Source organism: Allostella sp. (assembly GCF_041913585.1).
Taxonomy (GTDB): Bacteria; Pseudomonadota; Alphaproteobacteria; order ATCC43930; family Allostellaceae; genus Allostella.
Genome location: NZ_JAYSFE010000035.1, coordinates 22,507 through 38,135, shown reverse-complemented (window position 1 = coordinate 38,135; position 15,629 = coordinate 22,507). Strand labels below are relative to the sequence as shown.

Annotated in this window: 19 protein-coding genes; 9 read left to right on the top strand and 10 right to left on the bottom strand. The window is 71.9% G+C overall.

Annotated elements, in window-relative coordinates:
* A partial coding sequence (locus tag ACE3Q3_RS09255; protein ID WP_374444842.1) for a GTP-binding protein occupies positions 1 to 220 on the bottom strand: 220 nt, incomplete at its 3' end.
* Between the two features lie 189 nt (positions 221 to 409).
* Between ACE3Q3_RS09255 and ACE3Q3_RS09250 the strand changes: the two genes are divergently transcribed.
* The 7 genes from ACE3Q3_RS09250 to ACE3Q3_RS09220 all read left to right on the top strand — a co-directional run bounded on the left by ACE3Q3_RS09250 (position 410) and on the right by ACE3Q3_RS09220 (position 5,989).
* Complete coding sequence (locus tag ACE3Q3_RS09250) at positions 410 to 1,333, top strand: DMT family transporter (RefSeq protein ID WP_374444840.1); 924 nt, start codon at positions 410 to 412, stop codon at positions 1,331 to 1,333.
* 149 nt (positions 1,334 to 1,482) lie between these two features.
* Positions 1,483 to 2,448, top strand: coding sequence for a TRAP transporter substrate-binding protein (locus tag ACE3Q3_RS09245; RefSeq protein ID WP_374444837.1), 966 nt, complete (start codon positions 1,483 to 1,485; stop codon positions 2,446 to 2,448).
* A gap of 39 nt (positions 2,449 to 2,487) precedes the next feature.
* Positions 2,488 to 3,363: an oxaloacetate decarboxylase gene (locus ACE3Q3_RS09240; RefSeq protein WP_374444850.1), complete on the top strand. Its 876-nt coding sequence runs from the start codon at positions 2,488 to 2,490 to the stop codon at positions 3,361 to 3,363.
* An 87-nt stretch (positions 3,364 to 3,450) separates the two neighbouring features.
* A complete protein-coding gene (gene def, locus ACE3Q3_RS09235; protein ID WP_374444835.1) occupies positions 3,451 to 3,963 on the top strand; it encodes a peptide deformylase in 513 nt (170 codons plus the stop codon).
* Positions 3,964 to 3,989: 26 nt separating this feature from the next.
* Positions 3,990 to 4,901 carry a methionyl-tRNA formyltransferase gene (gene fmt / locus ACE3Q3_RS09230; protein ID WP_374444847.1) on the top strand — a complete coding sequence of 304 codons (912 nt, stop codon included), beginning with the start codon at positions 3,990 to 3,992 and terminating at the stop codon, positions 4,899 to 4,901.
* Complete coding sequence (truA, locus tag ACE3Q3_RS09225; protein ID WP_374444833.1) at positions 4,901 to 5,641, top strand: tRNA pseudouridine(38-40) synthase TruA; 741 nt, start codon at positions 4,901 to 4,903, stop codon at positions 5,639 to 5,641. The genes fmt and truA overlap by 1 nt, the downstream gene beginning before the upstream one ends.
* A gap of 63 nt (positions 5,642 to 5,704) precedes the next feature.
* Positions 5,705 to 5,989 (top strand): hypothetical protein, encoded by a 285-nt coding sequence (locus tag ACE3Q3_RS09220; RefSeq protein WP_374444830.1) that lies wholly within the window; start codon positions 5,705 to 5,707, stop codon positions 5,987 to 5,989.
* 94 nt (positions 5,990 to 6,083) lie between these two features.
* Here the strand turns inward: ACE3Q3_RS09220 and ACE3Q3_RS09215 are convergent, their stop codons facing one another.
* Genes ACE3Q3_RS09215 through dapD form a run of 3 tightly spaced genes read right to left on the bottom strand, consistent with a single transcriptional unit; the run spans position 6,084 to position 8,696 of the window.
* The gene (locus ACE3Q3_RS09215; protein WP_374444828.1) at positions 6,084 to 6,659 is read right to left on the bottom strand and encodes a hypothetical protein; all 576 of its coding nucleotides are present in this window, start codon (positions 6,657 to 6,659) and stop codon (positions 6,084 to 6,086) included.
* A gap of 14 nt (positions 6,660 to 6,673) precedes the next feature.
* The gene (dapE, locus tag ACE3Q3_RS09210; protein WP_374444826.1) at positions 6,674 to 7,834 is read right to left on the bottom strand and encodes a succinyl-diaminopimelate desuccinylase; all 1,161 of its coding nucleotides are present in this window, start codon (positions 7,832 to 7,834) and stop codon (positions 6,674 to 6,676) included.
* 4 nt (positions 7,835 to 7,838) lie between these two features.
* On the bottom strand, positions 7,839 to 8,696 hold the full coding sequence (dapD, locus tag ACE3Q3_RS09205; RefSeq protein WP_374444824.1) for a 2,3,4,5-tetrahydropyridine-2,6-dicarboxylate N-succinyltransferase: 858 nt from the start codon (positions 8,694 to 8,696) through the stop codon (positions 7,839 to 7,841).
* A 179-nt stretch (positions 8,697 to 8,875) separates the two neighbouring features.
* Here dapD and ACE3Q3_RS09200 point away from each other — a divergent pair, with 179 nt between their 5' ends.
* Positions 8,876 to 9,754, top strand: a complete 879-nt coding sequence (locus ACE3Q3_RS09200) for a calcium-binding protein (RefSeq protein WP_374444822.1) — start codon at positions 8,876 to 8,878, stop codon at positions 9,752 to 9,754.
* A gap of 74 nt (positions 9,755 to 9,828) precedes the next feature.
* Here the strand turns inward: ACE3Q3_RS09200 and argB are convergent, their stop codons facing one another.
* From argB to rpmH, 6 genes are all read right to left on the bottom strand, one after another.
* Positions 9,829 to 10,740, bottom strand: a complete 912-nt coding sequence (gene argB / locus ACE3Q3_RS09195; RefSeq protein WP_374444820.1) for an acetylglutamate kinase — start codon at positions 10,738 to 10,740, stop codon at positions 9,829 to 9,831.
* 91 nt (positions 10,741 to 10,831) lie between these two features.
* The gene (gene yihA / locus ACE3Q3_RS09190; protein WP_374444818.1) at positions 10,832 to 11,506 is read right to left on the bottom strand and encodes a ribosome biogenesis GTP-binding protein YihA/YsxC; all 675 of its coding nucleotides are present in this window, start codon (positions 11,504 to 11,506) and stop codon (positions 10,832 to 10,834) included.
* Positions 11,507 to 11,541: 35 nt separating this feature from the next.
* Positions 11,542 to 13,278, bottom strand: a complete 1,737-nt coding sequence (gene yidC / locus ACE3Q3_RS09185; protein WP_374444816.1) for a membrane protein insertase YidC — start codon at positions 13,276 to 13,278, stop codon at positions 11,542 to 11,544.
* Between the two features lie 25 nt (positions 13,279 to 13,303).
* Positions 13,304 to 13,591: a membrane protein insertion efficiency factor YidD gene (gene yidD / locus ACE3Q3_RS09180; protein WP_374444814.1), complete on the bottom strand. Its 288-nt coding sequence runs from the start codon at positions 13,589 to 13,591 to the stop codon at positions 13,304 to 13,306.
* Positions 13,588 to 13,965 (bottom strand): ribonuclease P protein component, encoded by a 378-nt coding sequence (gene rnpA, locus ACE3Q3_RS09175; protein WP_374444812.1) that lies wholly within the window; start codon positions 13,963 to 13,965, stop codon positions 13,588 to 13,590. The genes yidD and rnpA overlap by 4 nt, the downstream gene beginning before the upstream one ends.
* Positions 13,965 to 14,099, bottom strand: a complete 135-nt coding sequence (gene rpmH, locus ACE3Q3_RS09170) for a 50S ribosomal protein L34 (RefSeq protein WP_374444810.1) — start codon at positions 14,097 to 14,099, stop codon at positions 13,965 to 13,967. Before rpmH ends, rnpA begins: the two co-directional genes overlap by 1 nt.
* A gap of 97 nt (positions 14,100 to 14,196) precedes the next feature.
* On the opposite strand from rpmH, the gene ACE3Q3_RS09165 reads away from it, so the two are divergent.
* On the top strand, positions 14,197 to 15,612 hold the full coding sequence (locus ACE3Q3_RS09165) for an NAD(P)/FAD-dependent oxidoreductase (RefSeq protein WP_374444807.1): 1,416 nt from the start codon (positions 14,197 to 14,199) through the stop codon (positions 15,610 to 15,612).
* Positions 15,613 to 15,629: the final 17 nt, after the last annotated feature.

Here is a 15,629-nt window from a genome sequence, read left to right as displayed (position 1 = left end):
TGAGGTCGCCGCGCACGGTGCAGCAGATGCAGCCGTTGTTCATCTCGAACACTTCCTCGTCGGCGTCGACGACGAGGTCGTTGTCGATGCCGATCTGGCCGAACTCGTTGACGATGACGGCGTACTTCCGGCCGTGCTGCTCGGTCAGGATGCGGTTCAGCAGGGTGGTCTTGCCGGCGCCGAGATAGCCGGTGAGGACGGTGACGGGGGTCGCCGACATGGCGGGAATGCTCCGTTGGCAAGGCGGGGGCGGTTCGCCCCGGTCTCCGGTGACTGGGTCGTGGCGTTACAGATAGGCAGGCGCAGCCGTCAAGATAATGCCGCTCGACCATCTCGGCGCTGGGCGCGGCGTCGCCGCCGCCCCCGCCCTTGCCGCCGCCCGGCCGGCGTCCTACGGTCGGCCTGCCCCATGACCCTCCCCGCCCTGGCCGCCCGCTGGTCGGCCCTGCAGCCGGCGACCCGCGGTCTCTGCTGGTTCGTCGCCGACCAGATCTTCCTCGTCTCGACCTTCGTGCTCATCAAGTGGCTGGGGGCGCACTACGCCGTCTTCCAGATCGTGTTCCTGCGGCTGGCGGTCGGCCTCGTCGTGCTCCTGCCGACGATCGTCCGCCTCGGCCCGGTCGCGCTGCGCACCCGGCAGTTCGGCGGCCACATGGTGCGCAACGTCTGCTCGACGGTCGGCATGTGCTGCAGCTACCTGGCGCTCACCCGCCTGCCGCTCGCCGACGCGACGCTGGTCAGCTTCACCGGCCCGCTCATCATGACCGTCCTGGCGGTGCTGCTGCTCGGCGAGAAGGTGCGCTGGCGGCGCTGGTCGGCGGTGGGCGTCGGCTTCTCCGGCGTCGTGCTGATCGCGCAGCCGAGCGCCGGGACGCCGCTCGACGCGCTCGCCATCGCGCTCTTCGGCACCTTCATCACCTGCCTCAGCGTCGCCACCGCGAAGAACCTGCTGAAGCACGAGCCGGCGATACAGGTCACCATCTGGTACACGGTGCTGTCGCTGGTCCTGGCGGCGCCGCTCGGCATCTGGTTCTGGGAGTGGCCGGCGGCGGCGGACTGGCCGCTCTTCGTCGGCATCGGCCTGCTGGCGACGGCCGGGCACTACTGCTTCCTGCGCGCCTACGCCGAGGCCGAGGCGGGCTACCTCGCGGGCTTCGGCTACCTCCGGCTGATCTTCGCCATCGCCATCGGCTATTTCGTGTTCGGCGAGGTGCCGACCGGCTGGACGCTGGCCGGCGCCGCCATCATCCTGTCGAGTGCGGTCTATATCGGCTGGCGCGAGGCGCAGGTCGGCCGGCGGGCGGGTCCCTCCCGCGGTGGTACGCCGCGCTGACCGCCCGCAAGCGGCGGTACGCCGCGCTGACCAACCGCAGGCGGCGCCACGCCGCGCCGGCCGCCGACATGGCCGCGGTTTGACGGCGGGCGGTGGCTCCCATAGGGTTCGCGCCCGGGGCGGGGCTCCCGACGTCCGGAACTTCGAGAATGCGTCTCGCCACTCTCCTCGTCGCGCTGTTCCTCGCCTGCTGGCCGGCCGAAGGCCGGGCGCGTCCCCTGCTCGCATCGGCGCTGGCGAACGACGGGCTGACCCGCATCTTCGCCGAGACGCTGATGGCCGAGGTCCGCCAGCGCCTTCCGGGCCTCGCCCTCGAAATCTCCCTCGACGGCCGGCTCGGCGGCGAGACCGAGCTCATCGACCAGCTGAAGTCGGGGGAGCACGAGCTCCATGTCGGCGTCATCCACGGCGCCGTCTACTATCCGGAGCTCGACGCGACGCTGGTTCCCTACCTCTTCCCCGACTTCGCGGCGATCGAGCGGTTCCTGGCGGGGCCGGTCGGCCGGCGCATGGCCGACGCGCTCGCCCGCCGCGGCAATGCCGTGCTCGTCGGCACCTACGACATGGGCCGGCGCTGGACGACGGCGAACCGGCCGATCGAGACGCTGGAGGACCTGCGCGAGATCAAGATCCGCATGGCGGAAGTGCCGCTCTGGATCAAGATCTGGGGCGGCATGGGGGCAGCGGTGACGCCGATCGCGGCACCCGAGGTCGCGGGCGCGCTGCGCGCCGGCGCCGTCGACGCCCAGGAGAACCTGCTCTCCAACATCGCCGGCCGCCGCACCTTCGACGGCCAGCACTATCTCGTCGAGACCGCCCACCACCACGGCTTCGCCTCGGTCCTCGCCAACCGCGCCTTCTGGCAGAAGCTGCCGGCCGAGCGCCGCCGGCTGCTGCAGGAGGCGATCGACCGGGCGACGGACGCCGCCACCGATGCGGTGCGGGCGGAGAATGCCCGCCTGCTGGCGCGCCTGGAGGCCGCCGGCATGGTGCGGCTGGTGCCCCGGCCGGAGTTCCGGCAGAAGGCGCTGCCGATCGTCGAGAAGGCGGTGCGCGAGACCCTGGCGCCCGGCGTCTACGAGGCGGCGCTGGCCGCCATCGAGGGTCGGCCCTGAACCCGAGACGACGCCGAGAGGAGAAACCCTGTGTCCGAGATGCCCACCGCGGCCGCCAAGCGCCGCAGCCTCGCCGCCCGCATCCGCGACGGCCGCTTCGTCGTGGCGCCCGGCATCTACGACATGATCTCGGCCCGCATGGCCGACCGCTTGGGCTTCGACTGCCTCTACATGACGGGCTTCGGCACCGTCGCCTCGCTGCTCGGGCTGCCCGATGCCGGCATCGCCACCTACAGCCAGATGGTCGAGCGGGTGGCGCGCTTCGCGGACGGCACCGCGACGCCGATCGTCGCCGACGCCGACACCGGCTATGGCGGGCTCCTCAACGTCGCCCATGCCGTCCGCGGCTACGAGGCGGCGGGGGCAGCCGGCATCCAGATCGAGGACCAGGAATTCCCCAAGAAATGCGGCCACACGCCCGGGCGGCGGGTGATTCCGCTGTCCGACATGGTGCGCAAGATCGCGGTCGCGGTGGACGCGCGCCGCGACGGCGACTTCCTGATCGTCGCCCGCACCGATGCCCGCACCACGCTCGGCCTCGACGAGGCGCTGCGGCGGGCGGAGGCCTACCGGCAGGCCGGAGCGGACATCCTCTTCGTCGAATCGCCGGAGAGCGAGGCCGAGATGGAGGAGATCGGCCGGCGCATCGACGCGCCGCTGCTGGCGAACCTCGTCGAGGGCGGGCGCACGCCGATGCTGACGCCGGCGCGCCTCGACGCCATCGGCTACGGCATGGCGATCTATCCGGGATCGGGCTTCCTCGCGACCGCGGCGGCGCTGGCCGGCATCTACGGCGCGATCCGGGAGACCGGCACGACCAACGGCGCGGCGACGCCGCTCTACCCGTTCGCCGAGATGACGCGCCTCATGGGATTCGAGGAGGTCTGGGCCTTCGAGCGCAAGTGGGCGGAGTAGGCCCGGCGACATTCGCTTGAAGGCCGCGCCGTGCGGCCTTATCTCAACCCCATCCGGATCACCCGAAATCACGAGACCACGAGGATCATGGCGACCCTTCCCATCCTCGTCGCCCCCGACCCGCGCCTGAAGCTCAAGGCCCAGCCGGTCGAGAGGGTGGACGAGACGGTCCGCACCCTGCTGGACGACATGCTGGAGACCATGTACGCGGCCCCCGGCATCGGGCTGGCCGCGCCGCAGGTCGGCGTCGCGCAGCGCATCCTGGTGCTCGACCTGGCGCGCGAGGGCGAGCCGCGCCAGCCGATGAAGGTCGTCAATCCGGAGATCGTCTGGGCATCCGACGACGACGCGGAGCACAACGAGGGGTGCCTGTCGGTGCCCGAGCACTATGCCGACGTGGTGCGGCCGGCCGAGGTCAAGGTCCGCTACCTCGACGAGACCGGCGCCCGGCGGGAGGTCCATGCGACCGGCCTGCTCGCCACCTGCCTCCAGCACGAGATGGACCACCTCGACGGCATCCTCTTCATCGACCATATCTCGGCGCTGCGCCGCAACATGATCCTGCGCAAGCTGCTGAAGGCCAAGCGCGCCACCGGCTGAGCCGTCCCTTGCTCCGCCTGATCTTCATGGGATCGCCCGTGTTCTCGGTGGCGATCCTCGACGCGCTGCTGGCGGCCGGGCACACGGTCGTCGCCTGCTACGCCCAGCCGCCGAAGCCGGTCGGGCGCGGCCACCGGGTGCAGTCCTGCCCGGTCCACGCCCATGCCGAGCGGCTGGGAATCCCGACCCGGACGCCGAGGAGCCTGCGATCCGCGGAGGCGCAGGCGGAGTTCCGCGGTTTCGGCGCCGACGCCGCGGTCGTCGCCGCCTATGGCCTGATCCTGCCGAAGCCGATCCTGGAGGCGCCGCGCCTCGGCTGCGTCAACGTCCATGCCTCGCTGCTGCCGCGCTGGCGCGGCGCCGCCCCCATCCAGCGCGCCATCCTGGCCGGCGACCGGGAGACCGGCGTCACCATCATGCAGATGGACGAGGGGCTCGACACCGGCGCGATGCTGCTGGCCGAGCGCCTCCCGATCGGGCCGCGCACCACGGCCGGCGAACTGCACGATGGCCTGTCGGCGCTCGGCGCCCGGCTCGTGGTGGCGGCGCTGGACGGCGTCGCAGCCGGCCGCATCCGTCCCCAGCCGCAGCCGACGGAGGGCGTCACCTACGCCGCCAAGCTTGACCGCAGCGAGGCCCGTCTCGACTGGCGCGGCGACGCCGATGCGGTCGACCGCGCGGTGCGGGCCCTCAACCCCTGGCCCGGCACGTGGTTCGAGTTCGCTGGCGAGCGCATCCGCGTGCTGGCGGGCGAACCGGCCGCCGGCGCGGCCGGCGCGGCCGGCACGGTGCTGGACGACCGGCTCCGGATCGCCTGCGGCGCCGGCGCCTACCGGCCGACGCGGCTGCAGCGCCCGGGCCGCGCCGCCACCGACGCCGACGCCCTGCTGCGCGGGTTCCCGATCCCGGCCGGCACCCGCCTGCCCTGCCCGTCCTGATGCCGCGCTTCCGGCTCCGGATCGAGTATCACGGCGGCGGCTTCGTCGGCTGGCAGCGGCAGACCAACGGCATGTCGGTGCAGGAGGCGGTGGAGACGGCGGTCCAACGGCTCGTCGGGAAGGCCGTCCGCGTCCACGCCGCGGGCCGCACCGACGCCGGCGTCCATGCCCTGGGGCAGGTCGCCCATCTCGACCTCGACCGCGACTGGCCGCCGGCGACGCTGCGCGACGCGCTCAACTTCCACCTCAAGCCGCACCGCGCGGCGGTGCTGGAGGCCGACCGGGTCGCCGACGATTTCGACGCCCGCCTCCACGCCAGGCGGCGGACCTATCGCTACCGCATCTGCGACCGCCGGGCGCCGCCGGTGCTCGATCTCGGCCGCGTCTGGCATGTGCCGCGCCGCCTCGACGCCGGCGCCATGGCGGCCGCCGCATTGCGGCTCGAAGGGCGCCACGATTTCACCACCTTCCGCGCCGCAGAATGTCAGGCGGCTTCGCCCGTGAAGACGCTCGACCGGCTGGCCGTCTCGCGGGACGGCGACGAGGTACGGATCGAAGCGGAAGCGCGGTCGTTCCTGCATCATCAGGTGCGCAACATGGTCGGCACGCTGAAGCTGGTCGGCGACGGCAAGTGGACCGCCGACGACGTGACCCGGGCCCTCGAGCGGCGCGACCGCGCGGCCGGCGGGCCGACCGCACCCCCCGACGGGCTCTATTTCGTCCGGGTCGACTATGTTTAGGGTGAACCGGGAATAGAGCTCGGCCGACGGACGTTCGATAGTCGTGCAACGAGGAGACCCTCGATGAGCAACCGCCTTCTGAAGATCGCGCTTCCCGCCCTGGCCGCGCTCGGCGTGCTCGCCGCGACGGCCCCCGCCGAGGCCCGCTGCTGGTGGGACCATTACGGCAACCGCGTGTGCAGCCGCCCGGCGCCGCCGCCCGTCTACGTCGCGCCGCCGCCGCCGGTCTACTACGCGCCGCCGCCGCGCTACTACGTCCCGCCGCCGCGCGCCTACTACGCGCCGCCGCCGCCGCGCTACTACGCGCCGCCGCCGCGGCCGGTCTTCAACTTCGGCCTGACCTTCTGACAGCCGAACCCGCGGGTCTTTTCGAAAGCGGACGGGCGCCCCCAGGGGCGCCCGTCTCGCGTTCGGGTTCCGGCTTCGGGCGCCGCGTCGGCCCTCAGGCGTAGATCGACTGCGCCATCCCGTTCACCAGGATGCCCAACGCCAGGTCGAGCACGACCACCCCGAACGCCGCCAGCCCGCTCACCGCCAGCGCCGTGCGGACGATGAACCATTCGTAGGCCAGGACCAGCATGGTGACGCCGAAGGCGATGCCCTGGGAGATACCGTCCGGCAGCAGGTCGAGCGCCGCCAGGCCGGTGGCGGCCAGGAAGAGGGCGACCTGGATCGGCGCCGACCAGTTGAAGGCGGTGACGAAGGCGAGGTAGCGGTCGCGGCGCCCGATCGCGCCCGTCAGGTGGAACATGGCGAGCGGGAAGGCCGTCCAGCTCGCGACGTAGGCGATCGCCTCGACCACGAGCAGCACGCCGGTGCCGCCCCTGGGCGGCTCCGGGAGGTCGCGGACGGCGATCAGGAGCGCGAAGAAGGGCAGCGTCAGGACGGCCGAGAAGAAGGACTTCCAGAACTGGTCGAGGCTGCCGTCGAACCGCGCCATGCCGGCGGGATCGCGGCAGGCGAGCCGCCAGGCGCCGTCGAGCGCCAGCAGGATCTCCGCCCGGGAGGGGATGGGCAAGGCGGCCCCGGCGCCTAGGCCGGCCGCGGGAAATAGGCGTGCAGGACCCGTTCGTAGATGCGGGCGAGCGTGCGGATGTCGTCGCTCCTCTGGCGCTCGTTGATCTGGTGCATGGTGTCGCCGACGCCGCCGAACTCGACGACCGGGCAGTAGGCCTGGATGAAGCGCGCATCCGAGGTGCCGCCGGTGGTGCTGAGCTCGGGCCGCCGGCCCACTTCCGCCTCGCAGGCGTCCTGGACGAGGCCGCTCAGGAGGCCCGGCTGGAAGACGAAGGATTCGCCGCTGACCTTGACCTCGAGGTCGTAGCGGCCGCCGACCGCGTCGAGCCGCTCGCGGATGCGGCGGATCAGCGTCTGGCTGGTATGGGCGTCGTTGAAGCGGATGTTGAAGACGGCCTTCGCCTCGGCCGGGATGACGTTGGTCGCCGGGTTGCCGACGTCGACGGTCGCCACCTGGAGTGTCGAGGGCTCGAAATGGGCGGTGCCGTCGTCGAGCGGCTCCTCGGTCAGCCGCGCCAGCATCCGCACCAGCCGGTGGATCGGGTTGTCGGCGAGATGCGGGTAGGCGACGTGGCCCTGGGTGCCGTGGACGGTGAGATAGGCGTTGAGGCTGCCGCGCCGGCCGATCTTGATCATGTCGCCGAGCGCCTTGGGATTGGTCGGCTCGCCGACGATGCAGGCGTCCGGGACCTCGCCCGCCGCGGCCAGCGCCGCCAGCATCTTCTTCGTGCCGTTGATCGACGGCCCTTCCTCGTCACCGGTGATGAGGAGGCTGATCGAGCCGCCGAAATCCGGGCCCCGGTCGGCGAGGAAGGACGCGGCCGCCGCGGTGAAGGCGGCGATCGCGCACTTCATGTCGGACGCGCCGCGGCCCCAGACCCAGCCCTCCCGCTCCTCGCCGGCGAAGGGGTCGAAGCGCCACGCGTCGGTTTTGCCGGTCGGCACCACGTCGGTATGGCCGGCGAAGCAGAAATGCGGCCGGCCCTGGCCGATGCGGGCGAAGAGATTGTCGACGTCGGGGGTGCCCGGCTCCGAGAAGGGCATCCGGCGGGTGCGGAAGCCCAGGCCCTCGAGCTGGCCGCCCAGCGTGTCGAGCACCCCCGCCTCGACCGGGGTCACGCTGGGACAGCGGATGAGCGCCTGGGTCAGCGCGACCGGGTCGAGGGTGAGGTTCATCGGCTCAATCGCGCAAGAGGTCGTTGATCGAGGTCTTGGACCGGGTGCGCTCGTCGACGCGCTTGACGATGACGACGCAATAGAGGCTGGGGCCCGGGCTGCCGTCGGCGAGCGGCTTGCCCGGCATCGCGCCCGGCACCACCACCGAATAGGCCGGGACGCGGCCGTACATCACCTCGCCCGTCGAACGGTCGACGATCTTGGTGGTGGCGCTGATGAAGCAGCCCATCGACAGGACCGAGCCGCGCTCGACGATGACCCCCTCGACGACCTCGCTGCGGGCGCCGATGAAGCAGTCGTCCTCGATGATGACGGGATCGGCCTGCAGGGGCTCCAGCACGCCGCCGATGCCGACGCCGCCCGAGAGGTGGCAGTTCTTCCCGATCTGGGCACAGGAGCCGACGGTCGCCCAGGTGTCGACCATGGTGTTCTGGCCGACATGGGCGCCGACATTGACGAAGCTCGGCATCAGCACGGCGCCCGGGGCGATGTAGGCGGAGCGGCGGACGACGCAGTTCGGCACGGCCCGGAAACCGGCGTCGCGGAAGCGGTTCTCGCCCCAGCCGGCGAACTTGGACGGGACCTTGTCGAACCACGGCGACGGCCCGCGCTCGGGATCGGTCGGGCCGCCCGGCACCGGCACCATGTCGTTGAGGCGGAAGGACAGCAGCACCGCCTTCTTGAGCCACTGGTGGACCTGCCACTTCCCGTCCTTCGGCTCGGCCACCCGCGCCTTGCCGCCGTCCAGCGCGTCGAGCGCCGCCTCGACGGCGTCGCGGACCTCGCCGCGGGTCGCGGTCGAAAGCTCGGCACGACGCTCCCAGGCGTCGTCGATGACGGGTTGCAGGCGGTCGAGTTCCATCTGGGTCGGCCTTCCGGAATTGCGGGGGTGGGGGCAGGAGCGGCGGCGAACATTGGCCGCGCCCGGCCGAACCTGTCAACCGGGCCTGCCGCGCCCAACAGCAATGCCATATAGAGCGACCGGATCGGGGTGCTATACTACCGCTAGTCAATTCGGGGCGGAACGAGAGAGGACGGGCAATGGCGGTCTTGGTGCTCACCCAGGGGAACGACATCCAGCTCGGAACCGAGGCGGCGGATCTGATCCAGGCCCTCGACGGCGCCGACAGCGTCAACGGTGCCGGCGGCGACGACACGCTGGAAGGCGGGCCCGGCAACGACACCATGATCGGGCTCGGCGGCAACGACGTGATCTTCGGCGGCCAGGGCGCCGACATCCTCTACGGCTCGGCCGGCCACGACGCCGTCTATGCCGGGCAGGGCGCCGACCAGGTCTATGGCGGCAACGGCAACGACTTCCTCTACGGCAACGACGGCGACGATTCGATCCGCGGCGACGTCGGCAACGATCTCGTCAACGGCAACCGCGGCACCGACACCGTCGAGGGCGGCGACGGCAACGACACGCTGAACGGCGGCGCCGACGACGACCTGCTGCTCGGCCAGGCCGGCACCGACACGCTCTTCGGCGACGTCGGCGACGACACCGCCGAGGGCGGGGACGCGAGCGACATCATCTTCGGCAACACCGGCGACGACCTGCTGGTCGGCGGCACCGGCAACGACACCGTCTATGGCGGCAAGGACGACGACATCCTGCTCGGCAACGCCGGCGACGACGTGCTGGCGGGCGAGATCGGCGACGACACCCTGACCGGCGGCGCCGGCGAGGACGAGTTCGTCTATTCGCCGGGCGACGACCAGGACCGCATCACCGACTTCGTCGCCGGCGAGGACCTGGTCGACCTGTCCGAGTTCGGCTTCGCCAGCTTCAACGCGCTCCTGTCGGCGACGACCCTGACCAGCACCGCCGGTTCGATCACCGTCGATTTCGGCAGCGGCGACGTCCTCACCATCTCCGGCATCAACCAGCTCTCGGAGGACTATTTCATCCTCTGACGCCGATCCCGGCGGCGGCCGTCGCCAGGAACGCGCCGGAGACCGCCCCGGCGGCGCGCCGCCGGGGCCGCGCCTCAGGCCCGGTCGCGGCGGATGAGGGTGCCGACGCCGTGGGCGGTGAAGATCTCGAGCAGCACCGAGTGCGGCACCCGGCCGTCGAGGATGACCGCCGCCTCGACGCCGCCGTCCACCGCCTCCAGGCAGGTCTCGACCTTGGGGATCATGCCGCCGGTGATGGTGCCGTCGGCGATCAGCCGGCGGACGTCGGCGTCGGTCAGTTCCGGCAGCAGGGCGCCCGCCTTGTCCTTGACCCCCGAGACGTCGGTCAGCAGCAGCAGGCGGGTCGCCTTCAGCGCCGCGGCGACGGCACCCGCCACCGTGTCGGCATTGATGTTGAAGGTCTCGCCCTCCGGCCCGAGGCCGATCGGGGCGATGATCGGGATGATGCCCGCCTTCTGCAGCGAGGCGATGATGGAGGTGTCGATCGCCTTCGGTTCGCCGACGAAGCCGAGGTCCAGCACCTTCTCGATGTTGCTGTCGGGGTCGCGCCGGGTGCGGGTCAGCTTCTCGGCACGGATCAGGCCGCCGTCCTTGCCCGACAGGCCGACGGCGACGCCGCCCGCCGCGCTGACCATGGCGGCGAGCTGCTTGTTGATGGCGCCGGACAGGACCATCTCGACGATCTCGACCGTCTCGCGGTCGGTGACCCGCAGCCCGTCGACGAACTCGCTCTTGATCTTGAGGCGCGCCAGCATGGCGCCGATCTGCGGCCCGCCGCCGTGTACGACCACCGGGTTGATGCCGACCTGGCGCAGCAGCACGATGTCGCGGGCGAAGAGTTCGGCCACCCGCTCGTCGCCCATGGCGTGGCCGCCATACTTCACCACGAAGGTCTTGCCCGCGTAGCGCCGCATGTAGGGCAGCGCCTCGGAGAGCGTCGCGGCCTTGGCGAGCCATTCGGTGCGGGAGGTGTCGGCAGCGGTCATCGGCAGGGACCCCGGGGCCTTGGGCAGAGGAAAAGGGCCGGGACTGTATCCGATCGCCGGGCCGTCGCCAACGCGCCGGCGCGTGACGGTTTCAGGTCGCCGGCGGGTCGGCGAGCCGCGCCAGCATGGCCCGCAGTTCGGGAATGCCGATACCGCCGCGCGCGCTGGTCTCCAGGACCACCGGATGCGCCGCGACATGGGTCGCCGCCTCCTTGGCGACCGCGGCGCGGGTGCGCGCGAGTTCCTCGCGCCTGGGCTCGTCCGCCTTGGTGAGGACGACCTGGTAGGAGACGGCGGCCTGGTCCAGCATCTTCATCCAGCCGCGGTCGCTGTCCTTCAGCCCGTGGCGGGCGTCGACCAGGAGGCACAGGCGCTGCAGCGTCGGCCGGCCGCGCAGGTAGGCGTCGATCATCCGCACCCACGCCGCGGTCTCGCTGCGCGACACCTTCGCATAGCCGTAGCCCGGCATGTCGACGAGCGTCAGCCGGTCGCCGAGGCGGAAGAAATTGAGCTGGCGGGTGCGCCCCGGCGTGTTCGAGGTGCGGGCGAGCGCGTTGCGGCCGGTCAGCGCATTGATGAGGCTCGACTTGCCGACGTTCGAGCGGCCGAGGAAGGCGACCTCCGGCAGGTCGATCGGCGGCAGGTCCTTGGCCGTGGTCGAGGCCCAGAAGAAGCCGCACTCCTGGGCGAAGAGCAGGCGCCCGGCCTCGATCGCCTCGGCGTCGAGTTCGGGCGCCTCCTGGACGCTGGGGCCCTCGGCGGTCAAGTCAGGCCACCGGTCAAGTCACGTCACCGCTCAAGTCAGGCCGCGCCCGCGCGCCGCATGATGACCCACTGCTGCAGGATCGACAGCAGGTTGTTCCAGGCCCAGTAGATGACGAGGCCGGCCGGGAAGGCCGCCAGCATGTAGGTGAAGACGATCGGCAGGACCATGAACACCTTGGCCTGGATCGGGTCCGGCGGCTGCGGGTTCAGCTTCTGCTGCAGGAACATGGTCACGCCCATGATGAGCGGCCAGGCGCCGATCATGAGGATATGGGGCGGCGTCCAGGGAATGAGCCCGAACAGGTTGAAGATGGTCGTCGGATCGGGCGCCGAGAGGTCGCGGATCCAGCCGTAGAACGGCGCGTGCCGCATCTCGATGGTGACGAACAGCACCTTGTAGAGGGCGAAGAAGACCGGGATCTGCACCAGGATCGGCAGGCAGCCCGAGGCCGGGTTCGCGCCCTCCTTGCGGTACAGGGCCATCATCTCCTGGTTCAGGCGCTGGCGGTCCTCGCCGTACTTCTCGCGCAGTTCCATCATCTTCGGCTGGAGCAGCTTGAGCTTGCTCATCGACCGGTAGGACTTGTTGGCGAGCGGGAAGAACGCGAGCTTGATCAGCACCGTCAGCAGCAGGATGGCGAGGCCGAAATTGCCGAGCCAGCGGTAGAAATAGTCGATGACGTAGAAGATCGGCTTGGTCAGGAAGTAGAACCAGCCGAAGTCGATGGCGCGGTCGAAGCGCTGGATGCCGAGCCGGTCGCGGTAGTCGTCGAGGAGATGGACCTCCTTGGCGCCGGCGAAGACGCGGTGCGTCGTCTCGGCGGTGGCGCCGGGCTGGATCGTCCGCGCGGCGCCGAGATAGTCGGCCTGGTAGGCGTCGTCCGCCCCCCGCTTCTCCCAGGTGAACCGGCTCTCGACCGCCTCCGCCTGGTCGGGGATGAGCGTGACCAGCCAGTACTTGTCGGTGAAGCCGACCCAGCCGCCGGTCGTCGCCTGCTTCACCTCCTTCTGGTCCTTGATGCCGGAATAGCTGATCTCGCGCAGGGTGCCGTCGGTGACGCCGATCAGGCCCTCGTGGAGGATGAAGAAGCCCTCCGTGTGCGGCGTCGGCCAGCGCTTGGTGAGCGCATAGGGCAGCAGCGAGACCGGGGTCGTTCCGGTGTTCTCGACCCGGTCCGTCACCGTCATCAGGAAGTTGGCGTCGAGCGTCAGGGTGCGGCGGAAGACGAGGCCCTGGCCGTTGTCCCAGACCAGCGTCAGCGGCTGGTCGGTGCCGAGCACGCCGCCCTCCGCCCGCCACACCGTATCGTCCTTGGGCAGCGCGACCTCGCGGCTGTCCGTTCCCGGGATCCAGCCGAACTGCACGAAATAGGGCCGCGCGGTGTCGGACGGCGACAGGAGGTCGATGAGCGGGCTGTCCGGTCGCACCGTCTCGCGGTAGTCCTTCATCGTCAGGTCGTCGATGCGGCCGCCGCGCAGCGACACCGACCCCTTGAGGCGCCGCGAATCGATCGGCACCCGCGGCGCGCGCGCCAGCGCGGCATCCCGCTGCAACAGCTGGCCGGCGCCGACGGCCGCGCCAGGGGCGCCGGCCGGCTGGGCGCCCGGCGCCCCCGGCGGGGCGGCGTCTCCCGACGGCTTGGCCGCCTGCTCGGCCTGCTGCTGGGCCTGCCGTACCGCCTCCTGCTGGGGCTTCTGCACGAAGAACTGGAAGCCGAGCAGGATGGCGATCGAGATCGCGATCGCGAAGATCAGGTTCTTTTGATCGGTCATCGGAAGGTCCGCGACGGGAGGGTGGCTACCGCCGATGTCCGGCGCAGCGGGAATGGGTGCAGGGCGCCGCCGGCGGGGTCCTGGTCGGACCTGCCGGTGGAACGGGGTCGTATCCGGCAGAACCCCACGGATGGCAACGGGCCAGTCGACGCAGGGCGAGCCAGCCGCCGCGCAGCGCCCCATGGCGGCCGAGCGCCTCGATCGCATAGGCCGAGCAGGTCGGCTCGAAGCGGCAGGAGGAGGGCAGGATCGGCGACAGCACCCATTGGTAGGCGCGCACCGCCAGCACCAGCAGCCGGGTCATGGCGCTCATGCCTCCGCCCCCGCCGCCGGCCGGCGGCGCTGGACGCGGGCGAGCGCCGTCTCGAGGTCGGCCACGAGGTCGGGGAACGTCCGCTCGACCGTGCCGTCGCGGGCGATCACCACATAGTCCCAGCCGGCAAGGCCGCTCCGCGGCATGACCTGGGCCACCGCCGCGCGCAGGCGGCGGCGGGCGCGGTTGCGCACCACGGCGCCACCGATCTTGCGGGTTGCGGTGAAGCCGACGCGGGGCGGCCCGGGGGCCACCGCGTCGTCGGTTCGTTCACAGGCCTGGAGGACCAGCCCCGGGGCGGCCCATTTCCGCCGTGCGGCGGCGACGCGGAGGAATTCCGACCGCTGCGTCAGCCGTCCGACGGCCGACGCCATCAGGCCGAGAGGCGCTTCCGCCCCTGCGCCCGGCGGTTCTGGATGACCTTGCGGCCGCCCACGGTCGCCATGCGGGCCCGGAAACCATGGCGGCGCTTGCGGATGAGGCGGCTCGGCTGATAGGTGCGCTTCACGGCACAGGCTCCGAGTAAAGTCGTCGTTTTTCGGGAGTGCGGGCTTATACGGGAGGCCCGGGAGCAAGTCAACGCGCGAGGGAGGCATCCGGCGGACATGAACGGCATCGAGGCCGACCTCTGCGTGATCGGCGCCGGCGCGGCCGGCCTCGGCGTCGCCGCCGGTGCCGCGCAGATGGGGGCGCGAACGGTCCTGGTCGAGCGCGACCGGATGGGCGGGGACTGCCTGCACACCGGCTGCGTGCCCTCCAAGGCGCTGCTCGCCGCCGCGGCCCGCGCCGCGACGGCCGGTGACGCCGGCCGCTTCGGGATCGACGCCGGCCCGGTCCGGGTCGATTTCGACCGGGTCCGGGCCCACGTCCGGCGCACGATCGACGCCATCGCGCCGCACGATTCGGAGGCACGGTTCTCCGGCCTCGGCGTCACCGTCCTGCGTGCCGACGCCCGCTTCACCGGCCCGGCCGAAGTCCATGCCGGCGACACGGTGGTCCGCGCCCGGCGCTTCGTCGTCGCCACCGGCTCGACCCCGAGCGTGCCGGACGTTCCCGGGCTCGGCCAGGTGCCCTACCTCACCAACGAGACGGTGTTCGACCAGCCGGCGCTGCCCGGGCATCTCGTCGTCATGGGCGGCGGCCCGGTCGGCATCGAGATGGCACAGGCCCACCGCCGGCTCGGCAGCCGGGTGACGCTGCTGGAGCGGGACCGCATCCTCGCCCGCGACGACCCGGAACTGGTGGCCGTCGTCCGCGACCGGCTGACGGCGGAGGGGGTGACGATCCGCGAGGGCGTGCATATATCCGCGGCGACCGCCGTCGACGGGCAGGTCGTCGTCGCGCTGGCCGACGGCGGCACGCCGGTCACCGGCAGCCACCTGCTGGTCGCGACCGGCCGGCAGCCGACGGTGTCGGGGCTCGGCCTGGACGCGGCCGGCATCGTCTTCACCCCGGCCGGCATCACCGTCGACCGGCACATGCGGACCAGCAACCGCCGCGTCTTCGCGCTGGGCGACGTCGTCGGCGGCTGGCAGTTCACCCACATGGCGGGCTATCAGGCGGGAATCGTGTTGCGCAACGCCCTGTTCCGCTGGCCCGCCCGCCTCGATGGTCGGGCCGTCCCGCGCGTCACCTATTGCGACCCCGAACTCGCCGCGGTCGGCCTGTCGGAGGCGGAGGCCCGCCGGTCCGGCGCCGCCGTCCGGGTGCTGCGCGCCAGCTTCGCCGACAACGACCGGGCGCGCGCCGAGGGCCGCCCCGAGGGGCTGGTCAAGGTCGTGACCGGCCGGCGCGGCCGCATCCTCGGCGCCGCCATCGCCGGCGCCCATGCGGGCGAGCTGATCCAGCCCTGGGTGCTGGCGATCGGCCGCGGCCTCGGCATCGGCGCGATGGCCGCCATGGTGGCGCCCTATCCGACGCTCGGCGAGGCGAGCCGCCGGGCCGCCGGCGACTGGTTCGCGCCGACCCTCTTCGGGCCCCGGGTCCGGCGCATCGTCCGGCTTCTCGGGCGGCTGGGCTGAGCCGGATGCGACCCGAC

Bases quoted from the DNA above. Each gene is read 5' to 3' on its own strand.
- truA (WP_374444833.1), top strand. From the start codon at position 4,901: ATGCCGCGCTTCCGGCTCCGGATCGAGTATCACGGCGGCGGCTTCGTC.
- ACE3Q3_RS09200 (WP_374444822.1), top strand. From the start codon at position 8,876: ATGGCGGTCTTGGTGCTCACCCAGGGGAACGACATCCAGCTCGGAACC.
- ACE3Q3_RS09220 (WP_374444830.1), top strand. From the start codon at position 5,705: ATGAGCAACCGCCTTCTGAAGATCGCGCTTCCCGCCCTGGCCGCGCTC.
- dapE (WP_374444826.1), bottom strand. From the start codon at position 7,834: ATGAACCTCACCCTCGACCCGGTCGCGCTGACCCAGGCGCTCATCCGC.
- ACE3Q3_RS09245 (WP_374444837.1), top strand. From the start codon at position 1,483: ATGCGTCTCGCCACTCTCCTCGTCGCGCTGTTCCTCGCCTGCTGGCCG.
- ACE3Q3_RS09240 (WP_374444850.1), top strand. From the start codon at position 2,488: ATGCCCACCGCGGCCGCCAAGCGCCGCAGCCTCGCCGCCCGCATCCGC.
- ACE3Q3_RS09250 (WP_374444840.1), top strand. From the start codon at position 410: ATGACCCTCCCCGCCCTGGCCGCCCGCTGGTCGGCCCTGCAGCCGGCG.
- argB (WP_374444820.1), bottom strand. From the start codon at position 10,740: ATGACCGCTGCCGACACCTCCCGCACCGAATGGCTCGCCAAGGCCGCG.
- dapD (WP_374444824.1), bottom strand. From the start codon at position 8,696: ATGGAACTCGACCGCCTGCAACCCGTCATCGACGACGCCTGGGAGCGT.
- yidD (WP_374444814.1), bottom strand. From the start codon at position 13,591: ATGAGCGCCATGACCCGGCTGCTGGTGCTGGCGGTGCGCGCCTACCAA.
- yidC (WP_374444816.1), bottom strand. From the start codon at position 13,278: ATGACCGATCAAAAGAACCTGATCTTCGCGATCGCGATCTCGATCGCC.
- def (WP_374444835.1), top strand. From the start codon at position 3,451: ATGGCGACCCTTCCCATCCTCGTCGCCCCCGACCCGCGCCTGAAGCTC.
- fmt (WP_374444847.1), top strand. From the start codon at position 3,990: ATGGGATCGCCCGTGTTCTCGGTGGCGATCCTCGACGCGCTGCTGGCG.
- ACE3Q3_RS09165 (WP_374444807.1), top strand. From the start codon at position 14,197: ATGAACGGCATCGAGGCCGACCTCTGCGTGATCGGCGCCGGCGCGGCC.
- rnpA (WP_374444812.1), bottom strand. From the start codon at position 13,965: ATGGCGTCGGCCGTCGGACGGCTGACGCAGCGGTCGGAATTCCTCCGC.